Origin of the sequence: Paraburkholderia sp. RL17-337-BIB-A, from assembly GCF_046025895.1 — a bacterium.
In the GTDB taxonomy this organism is placed as follows: Bacteria; Pseudomonadota; Gammaproteobacteria; order Burkholderiales; family Burkholderiaceae; genus Paraburkholderia; species Paraburkholderia fungorum_C.
On sequence record NZ_JARESY010000002.1, the window covers coordinates 3079889 to 3105258 of the forward strand.

Annotated in this window: 17 protein-coding genes; 6 read left to right on the top strand and 11 right to left on the bottom strand. The window is 61.5% G+C overall.

What is annotated here, in order from left to right:
• Window positions 1-7: 7 nt before the first annotated feature.
• Window positions 8-1078 (bottom strand): VOC family protein, encoded by a 1071-nt coding sequence (locus P0D84_RS34415; RefSeq protein ID WP_408344268.1) that lies wholly within the window; start codon window positions 1076-1078, stop codon window positions 8-10.
• A 13-nt stretch (window positions 1079-1091) separates the two neighbouring features.
• Window positions 1092-2720 carry a bifunctional 3-(3-hydroxy-phenyl)propionate/3-hydroxycinnamic acid hydroxylase gene (locus P0D84_RS34420; protein WP_408346260.1) on the bottom strand — a complete coding sequence of 543 codons (1629 nt, stop codon included), beginning with the start codon at window positions 2718-2720 and terminating at the stop codon, window positions 1092-1094.
• A 191-nt stretch (window positions 2721-2911) separates the two neighbouring features.
• On the opposite strand from P0D84_RS34420, the gene P0D84_RS34425 reads away from it, so the two are divergent.
• Window positions 2912-3667, top strand: a complete 756-nt coding sequence (locus P0D84_RS34425; RefSeq protein ID WP_408344271.1) for a TetR/AcrR family transcriptional regulator — start codon at window positions 2912-2914, stop codon at window positions 3665-3667.
• Between the two features lie 206 nt (window positions 3668-3873).
• Here the strand turns inward: P0D84_RS34425 and P0D84_RS34430 are convergent, their stop codons facing one another.
• From P0D84_RS34430 to P0D84_RS34445, 4 genes are all read right to left on the bottom strand, one after another.
• On the bottom strand, window positions 3874-4203 hold the full coding sequence (locus tag P0D84_RS34430; protein ID WP_408344274.1) for a hypothetical protein: 330 nt from the start codon (window positions 4201-4203) through the stop codon (window positions 3874-3876).
• A 144-nt stretch (window positions 4204-4347) separates the two neighbouring features.
• Window positions 4348-5811, bottom strand: a complete 1464-nt coding sequence (locus P0D84_RS34435) for an efflux transporter outer membrane subunit (RefSeq protein ID WP_408344276.1) — start codon at window positions 5809-5811, stop codon at window positions 4348-4350.
• Window positions 5812-5813: 2 nt separating this feature from the next.
• Window positions 5814-8987 carry an efflux RND transporter permease subunit gene (locus tag P0D84_RS34440; protein ID WP_408344279.1) on the bottom strand — a complete coding sequence of 1058 codons (3174 nt, stop codon included), beginning with the start codon at window positions 8985-8987 and terminating at the stop codon, window positions 5814-5816.
• A complete protein-coding gene (locus tag P0D84_RS34445) occupies window positions 8984-10048 on the bottom strand; it encodes an efflux RND transporter periplasmic adaptor subunit (protein ID WP_408346263.1) in 1065 nt (354 codons plus the stop codon). Before P0D84_RS34445 ends, P0D84_RS34440 begins: the two co-directional genes overlap by 4 nt.
• A gap of 547 nt (window positions 10049-10595) precedes the next feature.
• Here P0D84_RS34445 and P0D84_RS34450 point away from each other — a divergent pair.
• On the top strand, window positions 10596-11366 hold the full coding sequence (locus P0D84_RS34450; protein ID WP_408344282.1) for a TetR/AcrR family transcriptional regulator: 771 nt from the start codon (window positions 10596-10598) through the stop codon (window positions 11364-11366).
• 776 nt (window positions 11367-12142) lie between these two features.
• Here P0D84_RS34450 and P0D84_RS34455 read toward each other — a convergent pair.
• Window positions 12143-13270: an aminotransferase class V-fold PLP-dependent enzyme gene (locus tag P0D84_RS34455; protein ID WP_408344284.1), complete on the bottom strand. Its 1128-nt coding sequence runs from the start codon at window positions 13268-13270 to the stop codon at window positions 12143-12145.
• A gap of 370 nt (window positions 13271-13640) precedes the next feature.
• Here P0D84_RS34455 and P0D84_RS34460 point away from each other — a divergent pair, with 370 nt between their 5' ends.
• Together P0D84_RS34460 and P0D84_RS34465 are read left to right on the top strand one after the other, a co-directional pair.
• Window positions 13641-15098, top strand: a complete 1458-nt coding sequence (locus P0D84_RS34460) for an NCS1 family nucleobase:cation symporter-1 (protein ID WP_408344287.1) — start codon at window positions 13641-13643, stop codon at window positions 15096-15098.
• Between the two features lie 120 nt (window positions 15099-15218).
• Window positions 15219-15611 (top strand): hypothetical protein, encoded by a 393-nt coding sequence (locus P0D84_RS34465; protein ID WP_408344290.1) that lies wholly within the window; start codon window positions 15219-15221, stop codon window positions 15609-15611.
• Window positions 15612-15692: 81 nt separating this feature from the next.
• Here the strand turns inward: P0D84_RS34465 and P0D84_RS34470 are convergent, their stop codons facing one another.
• The 4 genes from P0D84_RS34470 to prpC form a co-directional block, all read right to left on the bottom strand.
• Window positions 15693-16151: a hypothetical protein gene (locus P0D84_RS34470; RefSeq protein WP_408344293.1), complete on the bottom strand. Its 459-nt coding sequence runs from the start codon at window positions 16149-16151 to the stop codon at window positions 15693-15695.
• Window positions 16152-16326: 175 nt separating this feature from the next.
• A complete protein-coding gene (gene prpF, locus P0D84_RS34475; protein ID WP_408344296.1) occupies window positions 16327-17517 on the bottom strand; it encodes a 2-methylaconitate cis-trans isomerase PrpF in 1191 nt (396 codons plus the stop codon).
• Between the two features lie 36 nt (window positions 17518-17553).
• Window positions 17554-20151 (bottom strand): Fe/S-dependent 2-methylisocitrate dehydratase AcnD, encoded by a 2598-nt coding sequence (acnD, locus tag P0D84_RS34480; RefSeq protein WP_408344299.1) that lies wholly within the window; start codon window positions 20149-20151, stop codon window positions 17554-17556.
• A gap of 405 nt (window positions 20152-20556) precedes the next feature.
• Window positions 20557-21726: a bifunctional 2-methylcitrate synthase/citrate synthase gene (gene prpC, locus P0D84_RS34485; RefSeq protein WP_408344302.1), complete on the bottom strand. Its 1170-nt coding sequence runs from the start codon at window positions 21724-21726 to the stop codon at window positions 20557-20559.
• Window positions 21727-22059: 333 nt separating this feature from the next.
• On the opposite strand from prpC, the gene prpR reads away from it, so the two are divergent.
• The gene (gene prpR, locus P0D84_RS34490; protein WP_408344305.1) at window positions 22060-24084 is read left to right on the top strand and encodes a propionate catabolism operon regulatory protein PrpR; all 2025 of its coding nucleotides are present in this window, start codon (window positions 22060-22062) and stop codon (window positions 24082-24084) included.
• A gap of 113 nt (window positions 24085-24197) precedes the next feature.
• Window positions 24198-25280, top strand: a complete 1083-nt coding sequence (locus P0D84_RS34495) for a tartrate dehydrogenase (RefSeq protein WP_408344309.1) — start codon at window positions 24198-24200, stop codon at window positions 25278-25280.
• Window positions 25281-25370 lie beyond the last annotated feature (90 nt).

Genomic DNA, 25370 nt, shown 5'->3' on the forward strand with positions numbered 1-25370 from the left:
GGTTGGTTCAGGCGAAAAGCTTTGCCAGCGTGCGCAGTTTGCTCAGCGTCAGGTCGGGGCTGCGGCGCAGGTTCCTGAAGAGCGCTACGATGCTCATGGGCGTGAATTTTGGTTTTGTGAAACTGCGCGGCATCGTCGGTCCCCATTGCGCCATCGCCTCACGGCTCACGCCATGGACACCGGTCGACGCATCGGCCGTAAAGAGATCGCCGTCGCAGTAGTGCTCGTGCTTGTCGCCCCATGGGTCCTGCCAGTAGTCGAAGATCTGGCTGCCCAGAATATGGCGGCCGATCCCCCACGCGTGCGTCCAGCCCTTCTCGCGCAGGACGCGCTGGCCCATGCCAACCGCGTCGGCGTCAACGACTTCGTAGGCGCTATGGCTGTAGGTGGGCAGGAAGCCTTGTGCAAGCGCGAGCGTATGGTGATCTGCCGGCTTGTCACCAAGATCGAGCCGCATGAACGCGACGACGGGCGAGCCATCGGGAAGCACCTGCACATCGCTTGGGATTAAGCCGAAATACTGCGCATACCATGCGCAGGTTTCCTGATAGTCGGCGAGTTCGAGCACGACATGTCCGAGCCGGATAACTTCGGGCGCTCGCTCGGGCGGTCGCTGCGTCCCGTTAATCCGGACGGCCTGATCCACAGAGTTGAACGGCAACGGCGGCCTATGGGATAGCGTCGAAGCTGGCGCCTGGCCCCATATTGCATCGACGCAAAAGCCGGAAGGGTCGGTCAACCGTACGATATAGCCGCCGCCGGGCAAGGACGACCGTTCGGCCTCGGAGGCGCCAGGCACTTTTGCAAGTGCATCAAGATCGGACCTGTTGTCGACCTGCAGCCCAAAACCAACGAACCGGGATTTGGGCGCCTTTCGGACGACATAGCAGAAATGCGAAGCACCCGTTCCCCGCAACAGCAGGATCGATCCATCGCGCGATACAGTTCGAAGCCCAAAGTCATTGAGAAACTGCTCGGCTTTCTCGAGGTCTGGCCGATCGAATATCAGATAGGCTAGTGCCGACGCTTTCGTCGTGGGAGTGGGGTGACGAGCCGGCTGTGCAGTGGTCAGTTTCATAACGGATAAGAAATCAGGCGGTTCGAATAGCGGCTTCGACTTCCGGAGTCCGCACGCTCAAGGGATTACCCAGCAGGGCGAGACTCTCGCGCACGATACGGTTTGCATCGGTGGCCGGGCCGTCGTGGACGATCGTCTTGTCGGGCCGGACTACAGCAGCCCACCCGAGGGGCACCAGCCCGGGAAGAAATACGCCTTCGAGGTCTTCCCAGCTGTCGCGCGGGGCAAGATGCAGTCGTTGCCCCCGATGGGCAATCTGGACAACGCGCCCTCCGGCACGCGCAAACGCTGCGGCCGTCGCGTGCTCGAGCGCAGCCGCCGCGTCCACGCCAAACCCGATCAGCGCGAGACCCTGCTCGAGCACGTCGTCGCTCAGACGCGTGGTGCCATCCGAACCTCTCACCCAGCCTTGCGCGATGACAGCGCCACGAACAAGCTTCGTCGGCGAGCGGCCCTGGACGAACAGTCCCCGGCGGAATGCGTTCTTCGGCTTGATCTGCAGCTCCTCGAATTGCGCGCGCAGGCGCGGTACCAGTCTCGACAGACGCATCGACCCGTGGGTCAATAAGGCGACGACACCACTCCGGGGCATGACGAGCTTGCCCATGAACTTCGCGAGGTTGATCATCGCCTTAGCGTGGGGGCGCCGCTCCTCGTCATAGGTATCGAGAATCCCTGCATCGGCACGTCCATTCACGACCCATGCGAGCTTCCAGCAAAGGTTAGCGGCGTCCCGAAGGCCTGCGACCAACCCCTGCCCGACGAAAGGGGGCGTGATGTGGGCCGCGTCGCCCGCCAGGAACACCCGGCCCTTGCTGAATGCATCGACAGCGCGCGCATGGAAGCGATACACGGCCTTCCGCTCGATGAGCATCTCTTCCAGATTGCCCCAGGGGGAAAGCAACTCCCGGATACGCGTCTCGGACTCCATTTCCTCGCGATTCTCGCCAGGCCGCAGCATGAATTCCCAGCGTTCACGGCCGCCAGGCGCGACCATATGCGGGATCGGCCGACGGTGATCGCAGATGAACTCGATGTGATCGATCGGACGCGGTACGTGGCGGGCATCAACGATCAGCCAGTCCTCGGCGAACGTCTTGCCCTTGAATTCCTGCCCGATGAGCTGGCGGACCAATGAACTCGCCCCGTCCGCGCCGACCAGATAGCGGGCCCGTACCACATGAGTGCGCCCCTGGCCAAGATCTAAAGATGCGAGCACATGATCCCGTTCCTCCGTGAAGCTCCTGAGCTCGACCCCCAACGCGATATGCGCACAATCGTACGTCTCGAGCCGGGCGCGCAGACACCGCTCCAGGTCTGGCTGGTAGAAGGTGACGAGCTTCGGGTGGCCATCCAGACTGCCCAGCGAATTCACCCTGCCGAACAGGCCCAGCATGGGCGACCGCATGCGGACGTACGGTATTGCAATCGTCTCGAAATCGCTCTCCGCGACGCCGGCAAGCTGAAGGATGCGCAGCGCTTCGTTATCGAGCGCGATCGCACGGGGCGCCATGAATACCTCAGTCGCCCTGTCGACAGCCATCACGTTCACGCCGTGCCGTGCCAACAGATTCGCAATCGTGGCACCTACCGGTCCGCAACCCACCAGTAAAACATCTACGGCCGACGGAAATGCCCCAATCGGCGCACGACCCTCGCCATCCCGGCTGCACGGCGCCGAACCATCTTTTGCTGCTGTCTCCACAATCACTCCGTCTGCTGTTTGTTAGACCGGCGCTAGTCGGCCGTTAGTGACATTAAAGTCATAGATGATGATTTTGTCAATGTAGACAATAGCATCTATACTTCGGTATGGCTAAAACTGGACCGATCATGCCGAACACTTCAAATCGCCCGACAGCAAAGCGCCCTACCCGTGCGGCGCCAGTTTCCCCGGTTGCCGTACCCGAAGAACGCGAGCCGCGCGGTGCCCGTCGCAAGCGCGAGACGCGCGCCCGCCTGCTCGACGCTGCCTTGAGGCTGATGGCTGAAAAGGGCATGGAAGGCGTAGCTATCAACGAAATTACCGAGGCCGCCGACGTCGGCTTCGGCTCGTTCTACAACCACTTCGAGTCGAAGGAAGCCATCTACGAGACGCTTGTGGACAACGTGTTCGAGGAATTCGCCGACATGCTCGATCGTCTCGCCGGGGGCCTGTCCGACCCCGCAGAAGTGATCGCCGTCTCGGTGCGTCATACCCTGATGCGTGCGCGGCGCGATCCCGTATGGGGACGCTTCCTGATACGCGAAGGGTTTTCAGCAGGCATGCTGAGCCGCGGGCTGGGTCAGCGGCTGCTGCGGGATATTGGTAACGGTATTGCCGCCAGGCGCTTCGTGGTCGCTGATCCGTTCATCGGCTTTCTTTCGGTGGGCGGCACCGTGCTCGCGGCAGTTGCAGCCGAACTGAATTTCGTCGCACCGGGCGCGCCAGCGGCGCAGCTGCTCGACGAACTTGGATTCAGCGGAGAGCACTTCGCCGAGCGCACGGCAGCAACACTTCTGCAAACACTCGGGCTCAAGCGCGCCGAGGCGGAGAAGATTGCAACGCGAGCGTTGCCGCTCGTCGAGGAAAAAGTCGATGCGCAATGAGACCGGCGACGATAAGGTACGTTACGGGATTGGGGTCATCGACCCGGCAGGATGAGCAAAGGTGCGTTCCGGTCGGCCTTGTCCATCAATCTGTTTCCGGTTCTGGCTCGGCTCAACCGCGCGAATGTCGTGCATCCAGACGCGCCCAGTTTGCCCGGCTTGATCTGACGCGCACTGTTCGAGCGGCGCCCAATCAGCTGTCGCGATCATCCGTCATGGCCCGTTATGGCATGGAGGTTATCAATCAATTCGCGGTCCATATCGTCAAGTGTTTCCGCATGGAACATTGAGAGATCGCGGAGCGCTGCCGCCAGCTTTTTGACTGGATGAGGTTTCGACGGGAATAAGGGCCACGCGTGCAGCAGATAAATGAGGGGAGTAATCTCGCGGCGCCCGCACCAGCGATCGAAGAGCGCGATACATAGGTCATCAACTTTTTTTCGCAAGCGATAGTCGTCGTCCGTACTGCTATTGCGGTGTTCTTCACGAACACACGCGAACTTGGTCGAATATTTGCGGTTACAAGTTTGGTCCATCGTTTTAACCCGATCAAGGCTTCGATACGCGTCCGCTTCTTTTGGACCGTCCGCTTCCCAGTTTTAAATGCGTTCCCCAGACCCTGGAGGTGACCGGGCGATCCGCTCATTGCGCCGCGCCGGACACTAGCTCGTGACGCAAGGTCATTCTCTTGATGATGCTTGCGGCGGATCGCCCGGCAATTCGCCCATCGCCTGGAACAGTGCAGCGGTATCGCTCATGCGCTGGCTCCCGGCCCGTACTGCGGCAAGCTGTGCATTGAGAAATCGCTGCTCGCTGGCGTGCTGTGCCGTTGACGGCAGGGAACCCAGCCGGGCGCGCGACGCCGTTTCGTCGAATGCCGCATGGGCTGTCTGTGCCGCTCTTTCGGTTGATGCCAGCGTCTGCGCGTCGTTGTCCAGTGCGGCAAGCGAATCCGCGACATCCTGGAATGCCGACAGGACCGTCGACTTGTAGTGCAGAACCGCGGCATCGTAGGTATCGATCGAGGCTCTGCGTTGCGCGAACAACGCCCCACCGTGGAAGAGCGGCTGCGACAGGCCCGCACCGATCGCCCAGAGCCCGCCCGCGCCTGAAAGAATCGCAGGCCAGCTGAAGCCGCCGCGGCCCATCGAGGCCGTCAGTGACAGGCTCGGAAGGAGTTGCGCGGTCGCAGCGCCAACGTCGGCCGCGGCGGCCTTCAAGGCGGCGTCGGCTGCCTGAATGTCGGGACGCGAACGCAGAAGATCCGACGGGACGACGACCGGCACATGGTCGGGCAAAGACAGGCTATCGAGATCGGGAACGGTCGGTGCGTTATCCGGCGTACGGCCCATCAGTACCGCCAGCGCGTGGACGGCAGAGGTGCGCTGCTGGCGCAAGGCCGGAAGACTCGCCGCGATCGAATCAGCGTCCTGCGTCGAGTTGAGCGCCTGCACGTGCGAAATGGAGCCGAGCACGTATCGTTGCTGATCATCGTTTGCAGTTGCGCTCGCCACGGCGACGAGCCGTTCGGTGAGCGCGATCTGACGATCGAGCGCCGCCGCATTGATCGCCGTGCCAACGATGTTGGCGGCGAGCGCGCGCCGGGCCGCTTCCAGCTCATACCCCTGCACATTCACGCGTGCGGCAGCAGCCGCGTTGGCGTAGCGCGTCTGGCCGAATAAGTCGAATGTGTAGTGCGCCTGAAGCTGCCCGGCGAAAAAGTTGTACTGCACCTGCTCAGGGCCGAGCCCCGGCACGACGGGTGAACGCGCGCGTTCAACCTGGGCGACACCGTCGACTGACGGTAGCGTGGATGCGCCGACCTGCGCGCGCAGTCCCTCTTGCGCGGCCGCGAGCGTTCGCTGCGCACCTGCAAGCGTCGGGCTGTTGCGCAGGCCTTCGTCGACGAGTGCATCGAGCGCGTCGGACCGGTAAAGCCGCCACCACTGCGGCACCGATGTCGCGCCGATATCGAACTGTTGCGCAATACCGCCTGCGGCAACCGTGTTCGAGGGCTGCGCCTGCGCCCCGTAGTGCTGGGGCGAAGGCATCGCCGGCGACTCGCCGCTGGGGCCGAACGAGCAGGCCGTCAGCGCGAGCGCCGTAGCCACTGCGAGAACGGATGTCTTATAGGCAAGCTTCATGATCAGATCTCCGTATGCTCGACGACAACCGGTTGCATCCCGCACTCGTCGCGCCGGATCCTGAAGCACGTCGCGTAGAGCGCCGGCAGGAAGAAAACGGTCAGTGCCGTGGCGATCGTGATACCACCCATCAGCGCGGTCGCCATGGGCCCGAAGAACGCGGAATGCAAAAGCGGAATCAAGGCGAGCACGGCGGCGGCCGCCGTCAGCATGATCGGCCTGAAGCGCCTTACGGTTGCACCGATAATCGCGTCGAAACGCCCGTGCCCCGCTGCGATGTCCTGGTCGATCTGATCGACCAGAATCACGGAGTTGCGCATGATGATGCCGAACATGGCAATCACGCCGAGCAACGCGACGAAACCGAAGGGTTTGCCGAACAGGAGCAGCGCGGCCACGACGCCGATCAGCCCGAGCGGCGCTGTCAGCACGACGATAAACGTCCGCAGGAAGCTCTTCAGCTGGATCATGAGCAGCGTCAGCACGGCGATGATCATGAGCGGCATCTCGGCGTTGATCGAGTTCTGGCCTTTCACGCTTTCCTCAACCGAGCCCCCCACGTCGATCCGATAGCCGACCGGCAGCGTGGCTTTTTGCTCCGCGAGTGCGTGCTCGATATCGCGGGTCACGTCGATGCCCTGCGCGTTGCCCCGAATGTCGGCCTGCACGGTGATCGTCGGCTGGCGGTCGCGCTGCCAGATCACCCCATACTCGAGCGTGTTCCGAACATGTCCGAGGGAACCGAGCGGAACCGGGCCGTTCGGCGTCGGAATCGCGAGGCTTGTGAGCTGCGCAGGATCGACGCGCTCGCTCTTCGGCGCACGCAGATCGACGTTGATCAGCTTGTCGCGCTCGCGCAATTGCGTGACCGTATAGCCGGAAAGCGTCATCGCCAGGAAGTTCGATACGTCCTCCGACGACACGCCAAGCTGGCGCGCCCTGATCTGATCGATCTCGAACGAGATCGACCGTTCCGCCGGCTCATCCCAGTCGAACTGGACATCGCGCGTACGGGAATCGGCGCGGACCTTCTCGGCGACCTTTTCAGCAATAGAGCGCACGGTCGCAATGTCGTTGCCGCTCACCCGGAACTTGATCGGGAATCCCACGGGCGGACCGTTCTCGAGTCGCGCCACACGCGTGCGCACGCCGGAGAACTCTCTCCCGAGTTTGGCATCGAGCCAGTGCATCAACTCGTCGCGGTTTTCGACGCTTTTGGCCGTGATCACGAACTGCGCGAAGTTCGGCTGCTGAAGTTGCTGGTCGAGCGGCAGGTAGAAGCGCGGTGCGCCGGTGCCCACAAAGTCGACAAAGTGGTCAATTCCGGGATTGCCGTCGAGCGCCTTTTTCAGGCGCTTCGCTTCACGCAGGGTCGCCTCGAACGAAGCGCCTTCTGGCAGCCGAATGTCCACGAGCAGCTCTGGCCGTTCAGAGTTGGGGAAGAACTGTTGCGGCACGCGCGTGAAGGCCGCCATCGCGATCGCAAAGAGCACGGCAGTGACGCCGAGCACGGCCCAGCGACGCTCGATACACCATGTGACCCAATCCGACAGGCGCCGGTAGAAGCCGGTGTTGTAAATATCATGCTCGTGATGGTGCCCGCCACTCTCGTGGCTCTTTCGCTCTGGCAGCATGTGAAAGCCCAGCAAGGGGACCAGCACGACGGCCGCGAACCACGATACGATCAGCGCAATGGCCGACACTTCGAAGATCGAGCGCGTGTATTCGCCCGTGCTCGATTTCGCAAGTGCGATCGGCAGGAAGCCCGATACCGTCACGAGCGTGCCGGTCAGCATCGGGAATGCCGTGGTCGTGTAGGCAAAGGCCGCCGCGCGCATGCGACTCCACCCCTGCTCGAGCTTCACGGCCATCGTTTCGACGGCGATGATCGCGTCGTCGACGAGCAGCCCAAGCGCGAGCACGAGCGTGCCAAGGGAGACCTGGTCCAGCCCGATATTGAACACATGCATGCACAGCGCCGTCACGGCGAGCACGATCGGAATCGAGATCACGACGACCATGCCAGTACGCAGGCCGAGCGAAACGAGGCTCACGACCAGCACAATGGCTACCGCTTCGCCGACCGACCTGACGAACTCGTCCACCGAATGCTTGACCGCGTGAGGCATGCTCGAGACGGGAGCCAGCTTGAGTCCCGCCGGCATTGCAGCCTGCAGTTCGGCGGCTTTCGCGTCGAGCGCCTTGCCGAGGCTAATCACGTCACCGCCTTTTTGCATCGTCACGCCGATACCGAGCACCGCCTGCCCCCCGACGCGCATCTGGGTGACGGGCGGATCGTCGTAGCCGCGCGTGATCTTCGCGATGTCACCGAGCCGGAACGTGCGTTTGTTCACGGTAATGAGCGTGTCGGCGAGTGCCTGCACGTCCTTGACCGCGCCGCTCGGTCGCACGAACACGCGGTCGTCCGTCGTTGTAATGGTGCCAACGGGCGCAACGGTATTTTGTGCGTCGATTGCCTGGGCGAGCTGCTGCGGGGTGATAGAGAGCCCCGTCAGCTCCGCATTCGACATCTCGACGAAGACGCGCTGGTCAGGGTCGCCAAAGTAGTCGACCTTGGCGACACCGGGCACGCGCAGCAGGACCGTGCGCAACTGGTCCGCGTAGTCGTGCAGTTGCGCAGGCGTAAAGCCGTCGCCTTCGAGCGCATAGATGTTCGTGTAGACATCACCGAACTCGTCGTTGAAAAGCGGTCCAACCGTCCCCTTGGGCAGCGTCGCCGCGATGTCGCCCACTTTCTTGCGCACCTGGTACCAGGTCTCGGGGACGTCCTTGACCGGCGCCGAGTCCTTCATGGCGAAGAAGATCATCGACTCGCCGGGCCGCGAGTAACTCTTGATGTTGTCGACGTACGGCGCGGCCTGCAACTGACGGCCGATCCGGTCCGTGATCTGTTCCTGCACCTCGCGGGCAGTTGCGCCCGGCCAGTAAGTTTTGACCACCATGGTCCGGAACGTGAACGGCGGGTCCTCCGATTGCGCAAGTTGCGTATAACCGATCACGCCGAACAGGGTTGCAAGCCCGATCAGAAAGATCACGAGCTGCTGATGGCGCAACGCCCACGCGGAGAGATTGAAGCCGCCTTCGCCATGTGCCCCGGCGTCGGAGGGGGCGACGGGCGCGCTGTCACGCGCAGTTTCACGGTCGCGTGCGTTCATGAAGAAAAATCCTCGGGGTGCAACGGGGCTATTGCCTGCACGTGTTCGTCTGCGCTCACTGCGTGTACGCCTTGCATCACGACGCGGTCGCCGTCGTGCAGGCCGCCGGTGACGGAGACCGTGCGCTCGTTGTAGCGCGCGACGTTGACAGGGCGCAGCTCAAGGGTGTCGCTGCTCGCGCGCACCACCCAAACAGCGGGGTCCTCGCCTTTGTGAAAGAGCGCCGTCACAGGCAGCGCGAACGGGCGTGCCGTTGGCGCGTCGGCGACGGCATCGAACGTGACATTCGCCGTCATGCCGAGGCGAACTTCGGGGCTCGGCGCGGCCAGCGTAAGCTTCACGCGCCAGGTGCGGCTTTGCGGATCGGCGGCCGGCGACACCTCACGCACGCGGGCCTCGAAAGTCTTACCGGGCAGCGCGGACGGGCTTACGCGCGCATTGCTGCCGACGGTCAATGCGCCAAGCGTCCGCTCGGGCGCGTCGCAGACGACATCCACGTCTCCCGTCCAGTCGAGGTGATAGACGGCTTGATCTGCCTGAACGTTCTGGCCGGTGTCGACGTCCTCCGACGTGATGACGCCGTCGTGGTCTGCCGTGAGCGTGGCGTAGTGCAGGTGATCCGTGGCGAGCGCCATTTGGGCGAGCGCCGAATCGCGCTGCGCGAGGGCGGAAGCGTAGGTGTCCTGAGTCTGCTCCATCTGCGCCGTTGCGATCAGGTTTGCCTGCGCCTGAGCGCGGTCGCGATCGAGCTGCTGCCTGGCGTACACGAGGCGATGTTCGGCGGCGTCGAGCTGCGCTCGTGCGTTGACCAGGTTATGGCGCAGATCGGTAGGGTCGAGCAGCGCAACGGCCTGTCCCGCCTTGACGGTATCGCCGATGCGCGCCCGCCGTTCGGTGATCTTGCCTCCAACCCTGAACGAAAGAGGCGTCGAATACCGCGCCTGTATCTGAGCCGGCAACGAGGCGCTTGCCGTGCGCCCGTCGGGATGAACCGTGACAGCGACGACGGGCTTGGGCTCGGGAGCGACGGTTTTGCTCTGGTGGCAAGCCGCCAGCAGCATTGTGCCGCCAGCAGCAAGCAAAAGACGTCCTCGGAGGGATCGCCGGGCGATGGACGACACGAAGGGGCGCGCAAGCGTCTGCGCGTTAAGACCGGAAAGTTTCACGATGTTCACAAGGCAGGTGATGGTCCAGCAATAAAAATGGGCGAGGCATCGGAAGACACGGTGTATCTGGCGGCATGCCTTGCCAGGCGCGCGATCGCTCGATCCGGCATACTTGTAACTTAGTATTCCTACTCGCTGCGTCTGATACAAACCGCTTGCAACTCTTCATACTTCGTCATCGCACGCGGCACACTCCCACGAAACGGATGAAGAACGAGCGTAAAACGATCCTCGTCCCGAGCCCGGCGCTGGTGGATGTGAGCGACGGTCGATGACTCGTCTTCAGCGCGGCAACACCCGGTTCCGGATGCCGTCGCAGCTCAATTCGTCTGTCTACGCTGTCACTTATCCCCTGCAACAGTGACATTAGATACATAACTGATTATATTGTCAACTATGATTCTTAAATCCAACCTATGACAGTCAAAAACTTGGAGCCGAGATGCGTGATACCCCGAACGCCCGTGCAAACCGACAGCGCGCGCAAAAGCTGTCAGCTTCGGCCGAGGCGACGGAAGGGCACCAGCCGCGCGGCGGCCGCCGCAAGCGGGAGACTCGTGCCCGCCTGCTCGACGCAGCGCTCAGGTTAGTAGCCGAAAAAGGGATGAATTCGGTGGCCATCAGCGACATCACCGAAGCCGCAGACGTCGGTTTCGGCTCCTTCTACAACCACTTCGAGTCGAAGGAAGGGATTTTTGCCGCGCTCGTCGAGTGGGTGTTCGAGGAGTTTGCCGATATGCTCGACCGCCTCGCCAGCGGACTGTCCGATCCGGCAGAAGTCGTCTCCGTCTGTGTGCGCCATACGCTGATGCGCGCCCGCCGCGAGCCGGTGTGGGGACAGCTCCTTATCCGCGAGGGTTTTTCGGTGCGTGCGCTGAGCTGGGGTCTAGGTCAGCGACTGCTGTGCGATAGTCACGGTGGTATTTCCGCGAAACGTTTTGTCGTCTCCGATCACTTCCTGTGTCTCATTTCCGTTACGGGCATCATCTTCGCGGCAATCGCAGCGGAGCTGCACTCTTCCGCCCGCGTCACACCAGTAGTCGAGCGGCAGAACGCATCTGGACTCGATGAACAGAACTTCGCCGAGCGCGCTGCGACGGTCGTGCTGCAGGCACTCGGACTCAAGCGCGCAGAGGCGGAGAGAATTGCGCGGCTGCCGTTACCGGGTAAGCCGGAAATCAAGGTCTGTCGAGCAAAACCGCGCGTCTGCTGATTGGATGGACAATCTCCGGCCTCAGGGCACGGATAGACGCGCGGCGAGATCAGAATCGAGGCAGCCGTGATCGGGAGAAACGGAACTGACAAAGAAGGAGTGTCGAGACGGCTGCGGGATCATGCGTAGCCGGCGCCCTGGCTTCTTCGTCCAACACTACGGCGCTGTGAGCATCAATCAAGCCCGTGGCACCGGTTGATGTCGCCGAGTCCCTAAAAGCGCCGATGCCGTGCCCCTACGGCGACTGGGACCGCCTGGTCAGCCGGAGGAAAATGGCGGGTTTACTAAGTAGCTGCGCATGGCCCAGAAACCGTACGAGCTTTTCATCTGCAACGGCGCGCCGCATGCGTTCGGCGAGTGGTTCCGGGCCGCCGTTTTCAGGCCGGCTGCGTCGAGCGCCGCCTGGCAGCGCACGCCATTTTCGCGAACTGTCACCTGCGCGGACGCGTCGGCGCTCGTCAGCGCCAGCCACTATAATTTAATTTAAAGAGGCGAACCTGAGTCACGACCACGCAGTCAAACACGAAACGTCGCCCATGGCGGAAATCGTCGACTGGATCGAGTGAGTCCGTAAATTGAGCGTCCGCGCCGCGTCCGTCTGCTGCCCAAGACTTTCCACCGAAGCGGCCATTCGCCGACCGCAATACGGAGGACACTTGTATGACCGGAAAGGCCGAATAGCGCGCATAGCCTGTCCGCCAGGCTTCAGGTTCCTCCTACCAAGGCGGTCGCAATGACAAGCCATACGCACATCCCCCGCAAAAAGCAAAAACGCTCTAAAGAATACTATCCAGCGCCTTCGCGAGCCTGGCCACCGCACCTTCAACGTCATGCAGTTTGTCCAACCCGAATAACCCAATGCGGAAGGTCTTGAAATCTTCAGGCTCGTCGCATTGAAGGGGAACGCCAGCCGCGATCTGCAAGCCGGCATCAGCGAACTTCTTGCCGGATCGTATTCCGTCATCGTCCGTGTAGCTGACGACGACGCCCGGAGCCTCAAAACCTTCCGCCGCCACGCTTTTGAAACCGTTGTCCACGAGGAGTGAGCGAACCCGCTTGCCGAGTTCAAGCTGCTCTACTCTCACTTTATCGAAGCCGTATGCCTCGGTCTCCTTCATGACGTCACGCAGCGTAGCGAGACCGTCCGTGGGCATCGTGGCGTGGTACGCGAACGCACCGTTCTCGTAGGCTTCCATGATCTGCAGCCATTTGCGAAGATCACAAGCGAAACTGGTGCTCGTCGTTCCGTCGATTCTTTCGCGGGCAAGCTCGCTAAGCATGACCAGCCCGCAGCACGGCGACGCGCTCCATCCCTTTTGCGGCGCGCTGATCAGGACGTCAACGCCGCTCGCCTTCATGTCGACCCAGACTGTGCCGGAGGCAATGCAATCCAGTACAAACATGCCGTCGACGGCATGCACAGCGTCGGCCACCGCGCGCAAATAAGCGTCCGGCAGCATGATCCCGGATGCGGTTTCGACATGCGGCGCAAAGACCAGATCCGGCTTGTTTTCCCTGATCGCAGCGACCACGTCTTCGATCGGTGGCGGTGCATAGGCAGCCTGTCTCCCTTGTTCGACCGGGCGCGCCTTCAGCACGATCGATTCAGACGGAATGCCGCCCATGTCGAAAATCTGCGACCAGCGAAAACTGAACCAGCCATTCCGGATGACAAGACACTTCCTGTTTGTTGCGAACTGCCGGGCAACGGCTTCCATGCCGAAAGTCCCGCTGCCCGGGACGACAACGGCCGACTTCGCGTTGTAGACTTTCTTCAGAGAACCGGAAATATCGCGCATGACTCCTTGAAAGAGCTGCGACATATGATTGATTGATCGGTCGGTGTAAACGACTGAATATTCGAGGAGTCCCTCGCGGTCGACATCGGGAAGTAAGCCTGGCACGTTTGTCTCCGGTTATAGACGAATATATGGATCGAAAACAGATTCTAACGAAAGCCACCTGCGGCTGAGACAAAAAGCCAGCCCCCCACATCGACTTGCCGTAGCTTTTCTGCTCAGGCAATAATGCTCTCACAGGACGTTCATAAAAATTACCACGGCGAACCTGCAACGACGGCCATGAGCGTCGGAATGGGCAGTAGGGTCCCACCAGCCCAAACCCTCGCCAGGGTTAACCCATTCAAAACAAAACAACACGCCAAAACAAAAACGCAACTCTCGCAAACTAGCGGCCTTAAAACGCAGGGTCATCTCCCCCTATGGAGTGTCCGGCGGTGTTTCCTAAGTTCCACGAGCTCAAAGGAGATAACAGATGGAAATCCGCGACCCTTCCCCCGGCCTCTACAACGAAGACCTGGCGCCCTCCAGGCAGCGCAACTGGGGCGCCTTCAGCATCTTCAACGTCTGGACATCGGACGTGCACAGCCTGTGGGGCTACTACCTCGCCGCCAGCCTGTTCCTCCTGTGCGGCAGCTTCATCAACTTCGTCATAGCCATCGGCCTCAGCTCGCTAGTGATCTTCGCGCTGATGAACCTGATCGGCTACGCCGGCGAAAAAACCGGCGTTCCTTACCCAGTGCTGGCCCGCGCCTCCTTCGGCGTCTGGGGCGCCAACCTCGCAGCTCTGGTCCGAGCAGTGGTGGCCTGCTTCTGGTACGGCGCCCAAACAGCAGCCGCCTCAGGCGCAATGGTCGCGCTCCTGATCCGCAGCGACACCCTAATGGCCTTCCACAAAAACACCCTATGGCTAGGCCACTCAGGACTAGAAGTAATCTGCTACGTGATCATCTGGGCGCTGCAACTACTCATCATCCAGAAAGGCATGGAGACGGTCCGCAAGTTCCAGGACTGGGCCGGCCCCGCAGTGTGGGTCGCGATGCTAATCCTGGCGATCGGCCTATGCGTCAAAGCCGGCGGCTTCTCCTTCAGCCACGGCATTCCAATGAGCGCATTACTCGACAAAACCAAAGACGCCGGCGTCAGCGGCGACCCCGGCTCGTTCTGGGCACTAATGGCAGTAGGCGCAACCTGGATCACCTACTTCGCCGCGCTGTACCTGAATTTCTGTGACTTCTCCCGTTACGCAAAAAACCGCAACGCCGTGAAAAAAGGCAACCTATGGGGCCTGCCAGTCAACCTGATCGCCTTCTCGCTGGTCGCCGGCGTCACCACGATTGCCGCCTTCAAGGTCTACGGCGAAGTGCTGCTCCACCCCGAACAGATCTCGGCCAAGTTCGACAGCTGGGTGCTGGCCCTCATCGCGGCCCTGACCTTCGCGATCGCCACACTGGGCATTAACGTGGTGGCCAATTTCGTCTCGGCCGCGTTCGACATCTCCAACGCGTTCCCCAAGCGGATCAGCTTCAAGAGAGGCGGCTACATCGCCGCGGCCATCGCGCTGGTGCTCTACCCGTTCGCGCCGTGGGAAGGCAACGCCGCGCACTTCGTCAACGCCATCGGCGCCACCATGGGCCCGCTGCTGGGGATCATTCTGGTGGACTACTACCTCGTGGCCAAGGGCAACATCAACGTCGCGGCGCTCTATCAGGAGTACGGCGAGTACCGCTACGAGGGCGGTTGGAACATCAACGCGCTGGTCTCCGCGGCGGTCGGCAGCGTGTTCTCCACCTTCCTGCCTAACTTCACCAACCTGCTGCCGGTCTGGTGGAATACCTATGGATGGTTCTTCGGCGTGGTGATCGGCGGCGGCATGTACCTGATCATGGCGACGCTACGGCCACGTGCCGCAATTGCGCCGACCCGCGCTTGAGGGCTTGCAGAAGGAGCAAGTGGGATTACAAAAATCACACAGAACAGGCACGGCAATATTGCCGATGGTTAACTGTCGAAGGGCATGCTAGGATTTCCGCAAACAACTCCGGAGACTGCTATGCCGTTCATCTGCGAAAACGTTGAATGTCGTGCTGTGCTGGCCCGTGGGCAGGTCAGATCGATTCGTGAGGACGAGGGGTGGTGCTTCTACTGCCCAGACTGCAAGGCGAGGAACGCGTTGACCGATATCGGCGTACCGGGCGGTCCTGTCGAGTTGAAACAACCGGAGCGACCCGATCTCCCGCACAAGGTGATTGCAACTGCTCGACCACTGGAAGACGGCAAGTACGCGGCGCAATTGCGCGTACAAAGGGCTCTCGGCGTGAGAGGCACTTATGCGGTCGAAGAGCATTGGGAGCAGCTCGGCGTATTCCCTGATCCAAACGAGGCGGTCGCGCATGCGAAATCCATCGCGGCGGACTTGCTGGCTGGAAGGCATAGTCCCCAGTAAAGCGCCGGAACATCCGAACCGCTCCACGCTGAAACATGCTGCTGAACCCGGCGCCGCGGGTTCAAATTCAACCAGCGCCAGTCACGAAGTTTCAGCCGGAGCGAGTTTAAGAAATAGTTTGGCTGCTTCGTTGCCATGCGACAAAGCGCGCAGTGCAAGCGAGAGCGCTAGCTGCGCGTCGTGGGCGACTGCGCTACGGTCCTGATCGAATAGCTTCGCAGCATGACGCATATGCTGCGCTGCCTCCAAGTGAAGCTCCGCTGCCGCCGCGTGATGTTTTGCTGCAGTTGCACCAATTGCGCTAGGGGCCACCGCTGCAGATGCTATCGGCGGCGGACTGGCGCTATGTGCACCCGCATCATGTGCTTCATCGATCGCATGCAAGGTGTGACCGTGGGCCAACATCGCCTGATGCGCGGTGTGGGCATAATCCTTACCCGCCTCGAAATGCCGCGACGCACCGTGGTGAAATCGCGCTGCCTGCTCGTGATGCGACGCCGCGGCCACCAGATGTTCTTTCTTGCTCTGCTTCGTGCTCATACCGGCTCCCTTACGACTGATAGGACTGACTCGGATGACGACCCATTCGAAGACGCAGTGGCAGGTCGGAAACCACCGGCTTCGAATTTACACGCACTTGCGCGCTCGATGAGGTTTTTCGTCGAGCGCGGATATTCAGCCCGTCAGCAACACCAAGGCTAACGGGCCATCACCCTCAAGCCTCCGGCGTCGGCACCCTGATCCACCCTTCCATCAACACCCGCGCACTGCGGCTCATGATCGCTTTAGTCACGATCCACTCGCCGCCTTCCTCGCGCGCCTCGGCACCCACCCGCAACGTCCCCGACGGATGACCAAACCGCACCGCTTCGCGCGCGCCGCCACCAGCGGCAAGATTCACCAACGTCCCCGAAATCGCCGCGGCCGTTCCGACCGCTACCGCCGCCGTCCCCATCATCGCGTGATGCAGCTTGCCCATCGACATCGCCCGCACCAGCAGATCGACGTCACCCGCACCAACACGCTTACCGCTCGAAGCAACGTACTCAGCAGGCTTCGCGACAAAAGCAACCTTCGGCGTATGCTGCCGCGTCGCGATCTCATCGATACTCTTGATGAGCCCCATCCGCACCGCACCGTGCGCGCGAATGGTTTCGAACATCGCCAGCGCCTTATCGTCGCTATTGATAGCGTCCTGTAGTTCGGTACCCTTATAACCGACCGATTCCGCGTTGATGAAAATGGTCGGAATACCGGCATTGATCATCGTGGCCTTCAGCGTGCCGACACCGGGCACCTCGAGGTCATCCACAAGATTGCCTGTCGGGAACATCGCGCCGCCAGCGCCCTCTTCTTCGGCAGCCGGGTTCATGAACTCAAGCTGAACCTCGGCAGCGGGAAACGTCACACCATCGAGTTCGAAGTCGCCCGTTTCCTGCACAGCGCCATCGGTAATCGGCACATGCGCGATGATCGTCTTGCCGATATTCGCCTGCCAGATACGCACAATCGCCACACCGTTGTGCGGAATCCGGCTCGCATCGATGAAACCCGCGCTAATCGCAAACGGCCCGACCGCCGCAGAAAGATTCCCGCAGTTCCCGCTCCAATCGACGAAAGCCTTATCGATAGCAACCTGCCCGAACAAATAATCCACATCGTGATCCGGCTTGCTGCTCTTCGCGATGATGACCGTCTTGCTCGTGCTCGACGTCGCGCCGCCCATGCCATCGATCTGCTTGCCATAAGGATCCGGGCTGCCGATCACACGCATCAACAACGCGTCACGCGCAGCGCCCGGCACCTGGGCCGCCTCCGGCAAATCCTGCAACCGAAAGAACACGCCTTTGCTGGTACCGCCACGCATGTAAGTCGCCGGAATCTTGATCTGAGGTTTGTGGGCCATGAAAGTTGATGTCCTGATGAGATCGTTTTTAGAACCTTAAGCCGCAGCCTTGGTCGATTCGAGAAAGTCCTGCGCGAAGCGTTGCAACACGCCGCCGGCTTCGTAGATCGACACCTCTTCCGCAGTGTCCAATCGGCACGTCACCGGCACCTCCACGCGCTCGCCGCTCTTGCGATGAATCACGAGCGTGAGGTCAGCGCGCGGTTGGCGTTCGCCGATCACGTCGAAGGTTTCCGTACCGTCGATAGCAAGCGTGAGACGATTCACGCCAGGTTTGAATTCCAACGGCAACACGCCCATGCCCACCAGATTCGTGCGGTGAATTCGCTCGAACCCTTCGGCCACAATCGCTTCCGCGCCGGCAAGCCGCACACCCTTGGCCGCCCAGTCGCGCGACGAACCTTGACCGTAGTCGGCCCCGGCAATCACGATCAACGGTTGCTTGCGCTCCATGTAGGTTTCAATCGCTTCCCACATGCGCGTCACCTTGCCCTCGGGCTCGATGCGGGCCAACGAACCCGCCTTCACCTTGCCGTTTTCCAGCACCATTTCGTTCTTCAGCGTCGGGTTCGCGAAGGTGGCGCGCTGCGCGGTCAGGTGATCGCCGCGGTGGGTTGCGTACGAGTTGAAGTCCTCTTCGGGCAAACCCATCCTGGCGAGGTACTCGCCCGACGCGCTATCCGCCAGAATCGCATTCGACGGCGACAGGTGGTCGGTCGTGATGTTGTCGCCCAGCACAGCCAGCGGACGCATGCCCTTCAGCGTACGTTCGCCGGCAAGCGCACCTTCCCAATACGGCGGACGGCGAATATACGTACTCATCGGACGCCAGTCATACAGCGGATCGGCCTTCTCTCCCGTATCGACCGAGACAGCAAACATCGGCTCATACACTTTGCGGAACTGCTCGGGCTTCACGCTCGAAGCGACGATCGCATCGATCTCTTCATCCGTCGGCCAGATGTCCTTCAGCTTGATCGCATTGCCGTCAGCATCGACGCCAAGCACATCCTTCTCGATATCGAAGCGAATCGTGCCCGCAATCGCATAAGCCACCACCAGCGGCGGCGAAGCCAGGAAGGCCTGCTTCGCATACGGATGGATACGGCCGTCGAAGTTACGGTTGCCGGACAGCACAGCTGTCGCATACAGATCGCGATCGACGATTTCCTTCTGGATCACCGGATCCAACGCACCCGACATGCCGTTACACGACGTGCACGCATACGCGACCACGCCGAATCCCAATTGCTCCAGTTCCGGCAGCAGGCCCGCCTCTTCCAGATACAGCGTGACGGCCTTCGATCCCGGCGCGAGCGAAGTCTTCGCCCACGGCTTGCGCGTCAATCCAAATCGATTGGCATTACGCGCCAGCAAACCAGCGGCGATCATGTTGCGCGGGTTGTTGGTGTTCGTACAGCTCGTGATCGCAGCGATGATCACGGCGCCGTCCGGCATCAGGCCCGGCTCGTTCTCCACCTTGCCGCTGATACCGCGCGCGGCCAGTTCCGAAACCGGCAAACGACGATGCGGATTCGACGGCCCCGCAAGCGTGCGCACCACGGTCGACAGATCGAACTTCAACACGCGCTCGTATTCGGCGTGTTGCAGCGTATCGCCCCACAGGCCGGTTTCTTTCGCGTAGGTCTCGACGAGTTTGACGAGTTCATCGTCGCGGCCGGTGAGCTTGAGGTACTTGATGGTCTGCTCATCGATATAGAACATCGCCGCCGTTGCGCCGAATTCGGGCGCCATGTTGGCGATGGTCGCGCGATCGCCGAGCGTCAGGTTGGCTGTGCCTGCTCCGTAGAACTCGAGGTACGCGCCGACCACTTTTTCCTTGCGCAGGAATTCGGTCAACGAGAGCACGATGTCGGTCGCGGTGATGCCTTCAACCGGCTTGCCCGTCAGTTCCACACCAACGATATCCGGCAGGCGCATATAAGACGCGCGGCCCAGCATCACGCTCTCGGCTTCCAGACCGCCCACACCTACTGCGATCACGCCGAGCGCATCCACCATCGGCGTGTGCGAGTCGGTGCCGACCAGCGTATCGGGGAAAGCCACGCCGTCTTTCACCTGCACCACCGGGCTCATGCGCTCCAGGTTGATCTGATGCAGGATGCCGTTGCCCGGCGGAATCACGTCGACGTTCTTGAACGCGCGCTTGGTCCAGTTGATGAAGTCGAAGCGGTCTTCATTGCGGCGATCTTCAATAGCGCGGTTCTTCGCAAACGCGTCCGGATCGAACCCGCCGCACTCGACGGCGAGCGAGTGATCCACTACGAGCTGCGTCGGCACGACCGGGTTGACCATCGCCGGATCGCCGCCTTGAGCGGCGATTGCATCGCGCAAACCGGCGAGATCGACCAAAGCGGTCTGGCCGAGAATGTCATGACAGACCACACGCGCGGGGAACCACGGAAAATCCAGCTCGCGCTTGCGTTCGATGATCTGTTTGAGCGATGCCGTCAGCGTCACCGGATCGCAGCGGCGCACGAGGTTTTCGGCCAGCACGCGCGAGGTGTACGGCAGCTTGTCATAGGCGCCGGGCTGGATTGCGTCGACAGCGGCACGCGTGTCGAAGAAATCCAGCTGGGTGCCGGGAAGGCGTTTGCGGTTGGCAGTATTCATGGCGTAGGGGACAAAACAAAATAATGATCCGGGGACGGTGGCGGCAGCCGTGCTTCACAATCCGCTGCCCCTCTTTAAAGCGGCGCTTCCCTGGCGTTTCAATCGGTCAGTCTGTGTAGTTTAGCTTGCGGTGGCGCGGCGGCTTGCAGTGTGTTTCGTTGATGCACCGCACAACGTCGCGCACAACGTAGCGCGCAACTTACCGCAATCAGCGCAGCAGGAAATCCCGCAAAAAATAGCCCTGGCTCGGGTTCCAGCCAGCCAAGGCCGAACTTCATTACGTCAAGCTGATGAAACGTAATGGAGGAGAAAGACTTGCGGCTTTGCTCTTACACGGTCAAAGGCCGTTGGAGGTTTTCAACCTTCCTTGCACGACCTTTGACCTTTAGACATCCATAGGCACGCTTAAACGCGCTTGGCGAGCGGCACGAACGGCAGATCGTCAGGACCGGTGTAATTCGCGCTCGGGCGAATGATCTTGTTGTCGATGCGTTGCTCGATGATGTGCGCGCTCCAGCCTGCCGTGCGGGCGATCACAAAGAGCGGCGTGAACATCGCCGTCGGCACGCCCATCATGTGATACGACACCGCGCTGAACCAGTCGAGATTCGGGAACATCTTCTTCGCTTCCCACATCACCGACTCGAGACGTTCAGCAATATTGAAGAGCTTGTTGTTGCCCGCTTCCTTCGACAGATTTTTCGCGACTTCCTTGATGACCTTGTTGCGCGGATCGGAGATCGTGTACACGGGGTGACCGAAACCGATCACCACTTCCTTGTTTTCGACGCGCTTGCGGATATCGGCTTCGGCTTCATCCGGCGTCTGATAGCGCGACTGGATTTCGAACGCGACTTCGTTCGCGCCGCCGTGTTTCGGGCCGCGCAGTGCGCCGATTGCGCCGGTAATCGCTGAATAGATATCCGAACCCGTGCCCGCGATCACGCGACCGGCGAACGTCGACGCGTTGAATTCATGCTCGGCGTACAGGTTCAGCGACACATGCATCGCGTCGACCCACGACTTCGACGGCTCTACACCGTGCAACAGATGCAGGAAGTGGCCGCCGATCGAATCGTCGTCGGTTTCGACTTCGATGCGCTTGCCGTTGTGCGAGTAGTGGTACCAGTACAGCAGCATCGAACCGAGTGAAGCCATCAGCTTGTCGGCGATGTCGCGTGCGCCGGGCAGGTTGTGGTCGTCTTTCTCCGGCAACACGGTGCCGAGTACGGACACACCAGTGCGCATCACATCCATCGGATGCGCGGCAGCCGGGATCCATTCCAGCGCGGCTTTCACATTCGCGGGCAGGCCGCGCATGCCTTTGAGCCTGGTCTTGTAGGCGGTCAGTTCGGCTTGCGTGGGCAGCTTGTCGTGGACCAGCAAATAAGCGATCTCTTCGAATTCGCATGCACCGGCGATATCGAGAATGTCGTAACCACGGTAATGCAGATCGTTGCCGGTCTTGCCGACCGTGCACAAAGCGGTGTTGCCAGCCGTCACGCCGGACAGGGCCACGGATTTCTTCGGTTTGAAGGCGCCTGCGTTCGGCGTGCTGTTATCGGCTTCACTCATGATTTCGTCTCCAACTGCGGGGTTGCGTTCGTACGGCATTCAGCGCGCCGAGCTTGTCTTTCAAAGTTTTACTGCGGTGACCGGCGAAAACGGAGGCAAATAACGCAAAGAATGGGCCAGGTGGCACATGAACTGCTAAGTGACTGATTTAACAAAAAATCATCTCCCGCCCACATCACCACTAGATTTCATAAGTGAAATCACGAGTTTCAAATTCGGAAAGGGCGCGTGCATAATGGCTGAGCTTCTCAGCCCTGCTGCCCTTCACGCTTCTGAGCCCGCTTCTACGGCCGCTTCGAAGCCCCGCGCTAAGCCCATTAACGAGCCTCCATCGTGAGCACGCCTCCCTTCGACCCCGCGCAGCGCCCTCGTATCTGGGCCGTCAGCATTAGCCGGCTGCGCGATCTGTTCTTCGACATCGCCGGCGAATACGTCGAACGCGCCGATCTGCGCATCGTCGCGCATGGTTTCGAGGATGCCGTGCATGAAGTCGACGTGGTCGGCGCCGGGCGTCCGGATGTCGTCATCGCCGGCGGCTCCAACGGCGCCTATCTGAAGACGCGCGTCAGCGTCCCGGTCGTGCTGATCAACCCAACCGGTTTCGACGTCATGCACGCGCTCGCACGAGCGCGGCGCGACGGCGCGAAGGTCGCGCTCGTCACGCACGGCGACACGCCCGACGAAGTGCGCCGCTTCATCGCGGCGTTTGGCATCGACGTGACGCTCGCTTCGTACCAGTCCGCGCAAGATGCGGAAAGCGTCGTGCTCGATCTGCGCGATCGCGGCATCGACGTCATAGTCGGCCCAGGTCTCGTCACCGATCTTGCGGCAAACGCCGGCATGGGCGCGGTGTTTCTCTATTCACGCGCATCGGTACGTGCGGCGTTCGATACCGCACTCGAAGTCGCGCAGGCCACCCGCCGCGAAACGGTGCGCCGTCAACGGCTCGATAATCTGCTGCAGCATCTGCGCGACGGCGTCGTCGCACTCGATGCGCAAGGGCGCGTCGAAGCGATGAACCAGCGCCTTGCCAGCGTGCTCGGCATCGACGCCGCGCATGCAGTGGGCCGCGCGCTGCTCGAGCTCGCGCCCGATCTCGCGGGCAGCTTGCCGGATTCGGACGGCGACACGTTCTGCACGGTACGTGGCGCGAGCTATGTCGTGCATCGCGGGCCGCTCGCGAGCAGCGGCTCGGCGGCGGGCACGGTGCTGACGTTTCAGGAATCGCGTGCCGTCGAACGGCTCGACCGTACGCTGCGTTCACGACAGCGTGTGCAGCAGTTCAGCGCGCGCTATCAACTCGGCGATATCGTCGGCGCGGCCGATTCGATCGAACGGGTCCGCACGCTCGTGCAGCGTTACGCCAGATCGGACGCCACGGTGCTGATTCTCGGCGAAAGCGGCACCGGCAAGGAAATGGTCGCGCAGAGCATGCATCAGTTGAGCGCACGGCGTGACTTCGCCTTCGTCGCCATTAATTGCGGGGCGTTTCCTGAGGCGTTGCTCGAAAGCGAATTGTTCGGCTATGAGGAAGGCGCGTTCACCGGCGCACGCAAAGGCGGCAAGGCGGGACTGATCGAAGTGGCACACCGTGGCACGCTGTTTCTCGACGAAATCGCCGAGATGCCGTTGTCGTTGCAGAGCCGGCTTCTGCGCGTACTGCAGGAACGTGAAGTCGTACGGCTCGGCTCGACGGAGCCGACGCGCGTGGACATCCGGGTCGTCGCCGCGACGCATCGTGCGTTGACCGAGGGCATCGAGGCCGGCAGTTTCCGTGCGGACCTTTACTACCGGCTCAACATTCTGAGCATCGCACTGCCGCCGCTACGCGAGCGGCCAACCGATCTGCTGCCGCTCGCGGTCGAACTGCTTTTGCAGGCGGCATCGCGTGAGCCGAGGCTGGCTGCCCGGCTACCCGATGCGAATGCCGCGGCACGCGTCCTTAACGGTCTCAGCGAACCACTCAAGCGTTACACGTGGCCAGGCAACGTGCGCGAATTGCAGAACGTGATCGAACGGATTGCGGTTGAACTGGCAGACGTAGACGCGAACACGGACTCAAAAGACTCAAGCGCAGACTCCAAGGATTCAGGCACGAACTCACGCACGAACCCAGGCACCGCATTAGAAACCATCTTTACGCGAGACATACTGCGCACCGTCGCACCCGAAATCTTCGAGCAGCCCCACGCACGCGCGAAGAAAGCGGCGCTCACGCTACGCGAGCGCAGCCGTCACGTGGAAGCAGACGAAATCCGCGCCGCGCTCGCCGCATGCGGCGGCGATCGTGACGCGGTTTGCCGGGCGCTCGGCATCAGCAAGACCACCTTATGGCGGAAGCTGAATGCGGCGCAGTAGCCGGAAACCACATCCCCCTCTTTCGCCGTCTTCACAACCGCAACGTGCCTTAAACAGCAGGCATAGAATAAGCGCGATCGAACCGCCTAACAGCCCCAATGGAGAGCAGGAATATGTCGAAGAAATATCGGATTGCGGTCATACCCGGCGACGGCATCGGTGTCGAAGTGATGCCCGAAGCCATTCGCGTGCTCGATGCGGTCAAACAGCGCTTCGGCATCGAACTCGAGTATCAGCACATCGAATGGGCAAGCTGCGACTACTACGCGAAACACGGCAAGATGATGCCGGACGACTGGAAAGCGCAACTGCAATCCGCCGACGCGATCCTGTTCGGCGCGGTCGGCTGGCCCGACACGGTGCCCGACCATATCTCGCTGTGGGGCTCACTGCTGAAGTTCCGCCGCGAATTCGATCAGTACATCAACCTGCGCCCGGCCCGGCTTTTTGCCGGCGTGCCTTCACCGCTTGCAGGCCGTAAAGCGGGCGACATCGATTTCTGGATCGTGCGTGAAAACACCGAGGGCGAGTATTCGTCGGTGGGCGGGGTGATGTTCGAAGGCACGGAGCGCGAATTCGTGCTGCAGGAATCGGTGTTCACGCGGCACGGGAGCGAGCGCGTGCTGAAGTTCGCGTTCGATCTCGCGCAGCGCCGCGAGCGCAAGAAGATCACGGTTGCAACCAAGAGTAACGGCATCGCGATCAGCATGCCGTGGTGGGACAAAGTCGCGGCGGGCATCGCCGCGCAGTATCCCGACGTGACGTGGGACAAGCAGCACATCGACATTCTCTGCGCGCGCTTCGTGCTGAATCCGGATCGCTTCGACGTGGTGGTTGCCACCAATCTGTTCGGCGACATCCTGTCCGATCTCGGCCCGGCCTGTACCGGCACGATCGGCCTCGCGCCGTCGGGCAACCTGAATCCCGATCGCAAGTTCCCCTCGCTGTTCGAGCCAGTGCACGGCTCGGCACCGGATATCGCCGGCAAGAACATCGCCAATCCGATCGCGATGATCTGGTCGGCGGCGATGATGCTCGACTTTCTCGGCAATCAGCAAGGCAAGGAGCGTGAGGCGCACGACGCGATTCTCGCGGCAATCGAAGCGACGTTGATCGAAGGCCCGCACACCGGCGACCTTGGGGGCAAGGCGAACACCACCGAGGTGGGTCAGGCAATCGCGGCAAAACTCGCCTGAGTCTCTGCGGCGGCGTCGTCCCGGTCGCGAAGCCGGTTCGCCGCCGGCGCAGATATCGTGTACCGCCTGTAATCGGCGCACAATCGTAAA

What these genes read in the sequence shown, in the direction of transcription:
- P0D84_RS34430 (WP_408344274.1), bottom strand. Translation starts at nt 4,203, where the DNA reads ATGGACCAAACTTGTAACCGCAAATATTCGACCAAGTTCGCGTGTGTT.
- P0D84_RS34415 (WP_408344268.1), bottom strand. Translation starts at nt 1,078, where the DNA reads ATGAAACTGACCACTGCACAGCCGGCTCGTCACCCCACTCCCACGACG.
- P0D84_RS34495 (WP_408344309.1), top strand. Translation starts at nt 24,198, where the DNA reads ATGTCGAAGAAATATCGGATTGCGGTCATACCCGGCGACGGCATCGGT.
- prpC (WP_408344302.1), bottom strand. Translation starts at nt 21,726, where the DNA reads ATGAGTGAAGCCGATAACAGCACGCCGAACGCAGGCGCCTTCAAACCG.
- acnD (WP_408344299.1), bottom strand. Translation starts at nt 20,151, where the DNA reads ATGAATACTGCCAACCGCAAACGCCTTCCCGGCACCCAGCTGGATTTC.
- P0D84_RS34445 (WP_408346263.1), bottom strand. Translation starts at nt 10,048, where the DNA reads ATGCTGCTGGCGGCTTGCCACCAGAGCAAAACCGTCGCTCCCGAGCCC.
- P0D84_RS34435 (WP_408344276.1), bottom strand. Translation starts at nt 5,811, where the DNA reads ATGAAGCTTGCCTATAAGACATCCGTTCTCGCAGTGGCTACGGCGCTC.
- P0D84_RS34465 (WP_408344290.1), top strand. Translation starts at nt 15,219, where the DNA reads ATGCCGTTCATCTGCGAAAACGTTGAATGTCGTGCTGTGCTGGCCCGT.
- P0D84_RS34425 (WP_408344271.1), top strand. Translation starts at nt 2,912, where the DNA reads ATGCCGAACACTTCAAATCGCCCGACAGCAAAGCGCCCTACCCGTGCG.
- P0D84_RS34450 (WP_408344282.1), top strand. Translation starts at nt 10,596, where the DNA reads ATGCGTGATACCCCGAACGCCCGTGCAAACCGACAGCGCGCGCAAAAG.
- prpF (WP_408344296.1), bottom strand. Translation starts at nt 17,517, where the DNA reads ATGGCCCACAAACCTCAGATCAAGATTCCGGCGACTTACATGCGTGGC.
- P0D84_RS34470 (WP_408344293.1), bottom strand. Translation starts at nt 16,151, where the DNA reads ATGAGCACGAAGCAGAGCAAGAAAGAACATCTGGTGGCCGCGGCGTCG.
- P0D84_RS34440 (WP_408344279.1), bottom strand. Translation starts at nt 8,987, where the DNA reads ATGAACGCACGCGACCGTGAAACTGCGCGTGACAGCGCGCCCGTCGCC.
- P0D84_RS34460 (WP_408344287.1), top strand. Translation starts at nt 13,641, where the DNA reads ATGGAAATCCGCGACCCTTCCCCCGGCCTCTACAACGAAGACCTGGCG.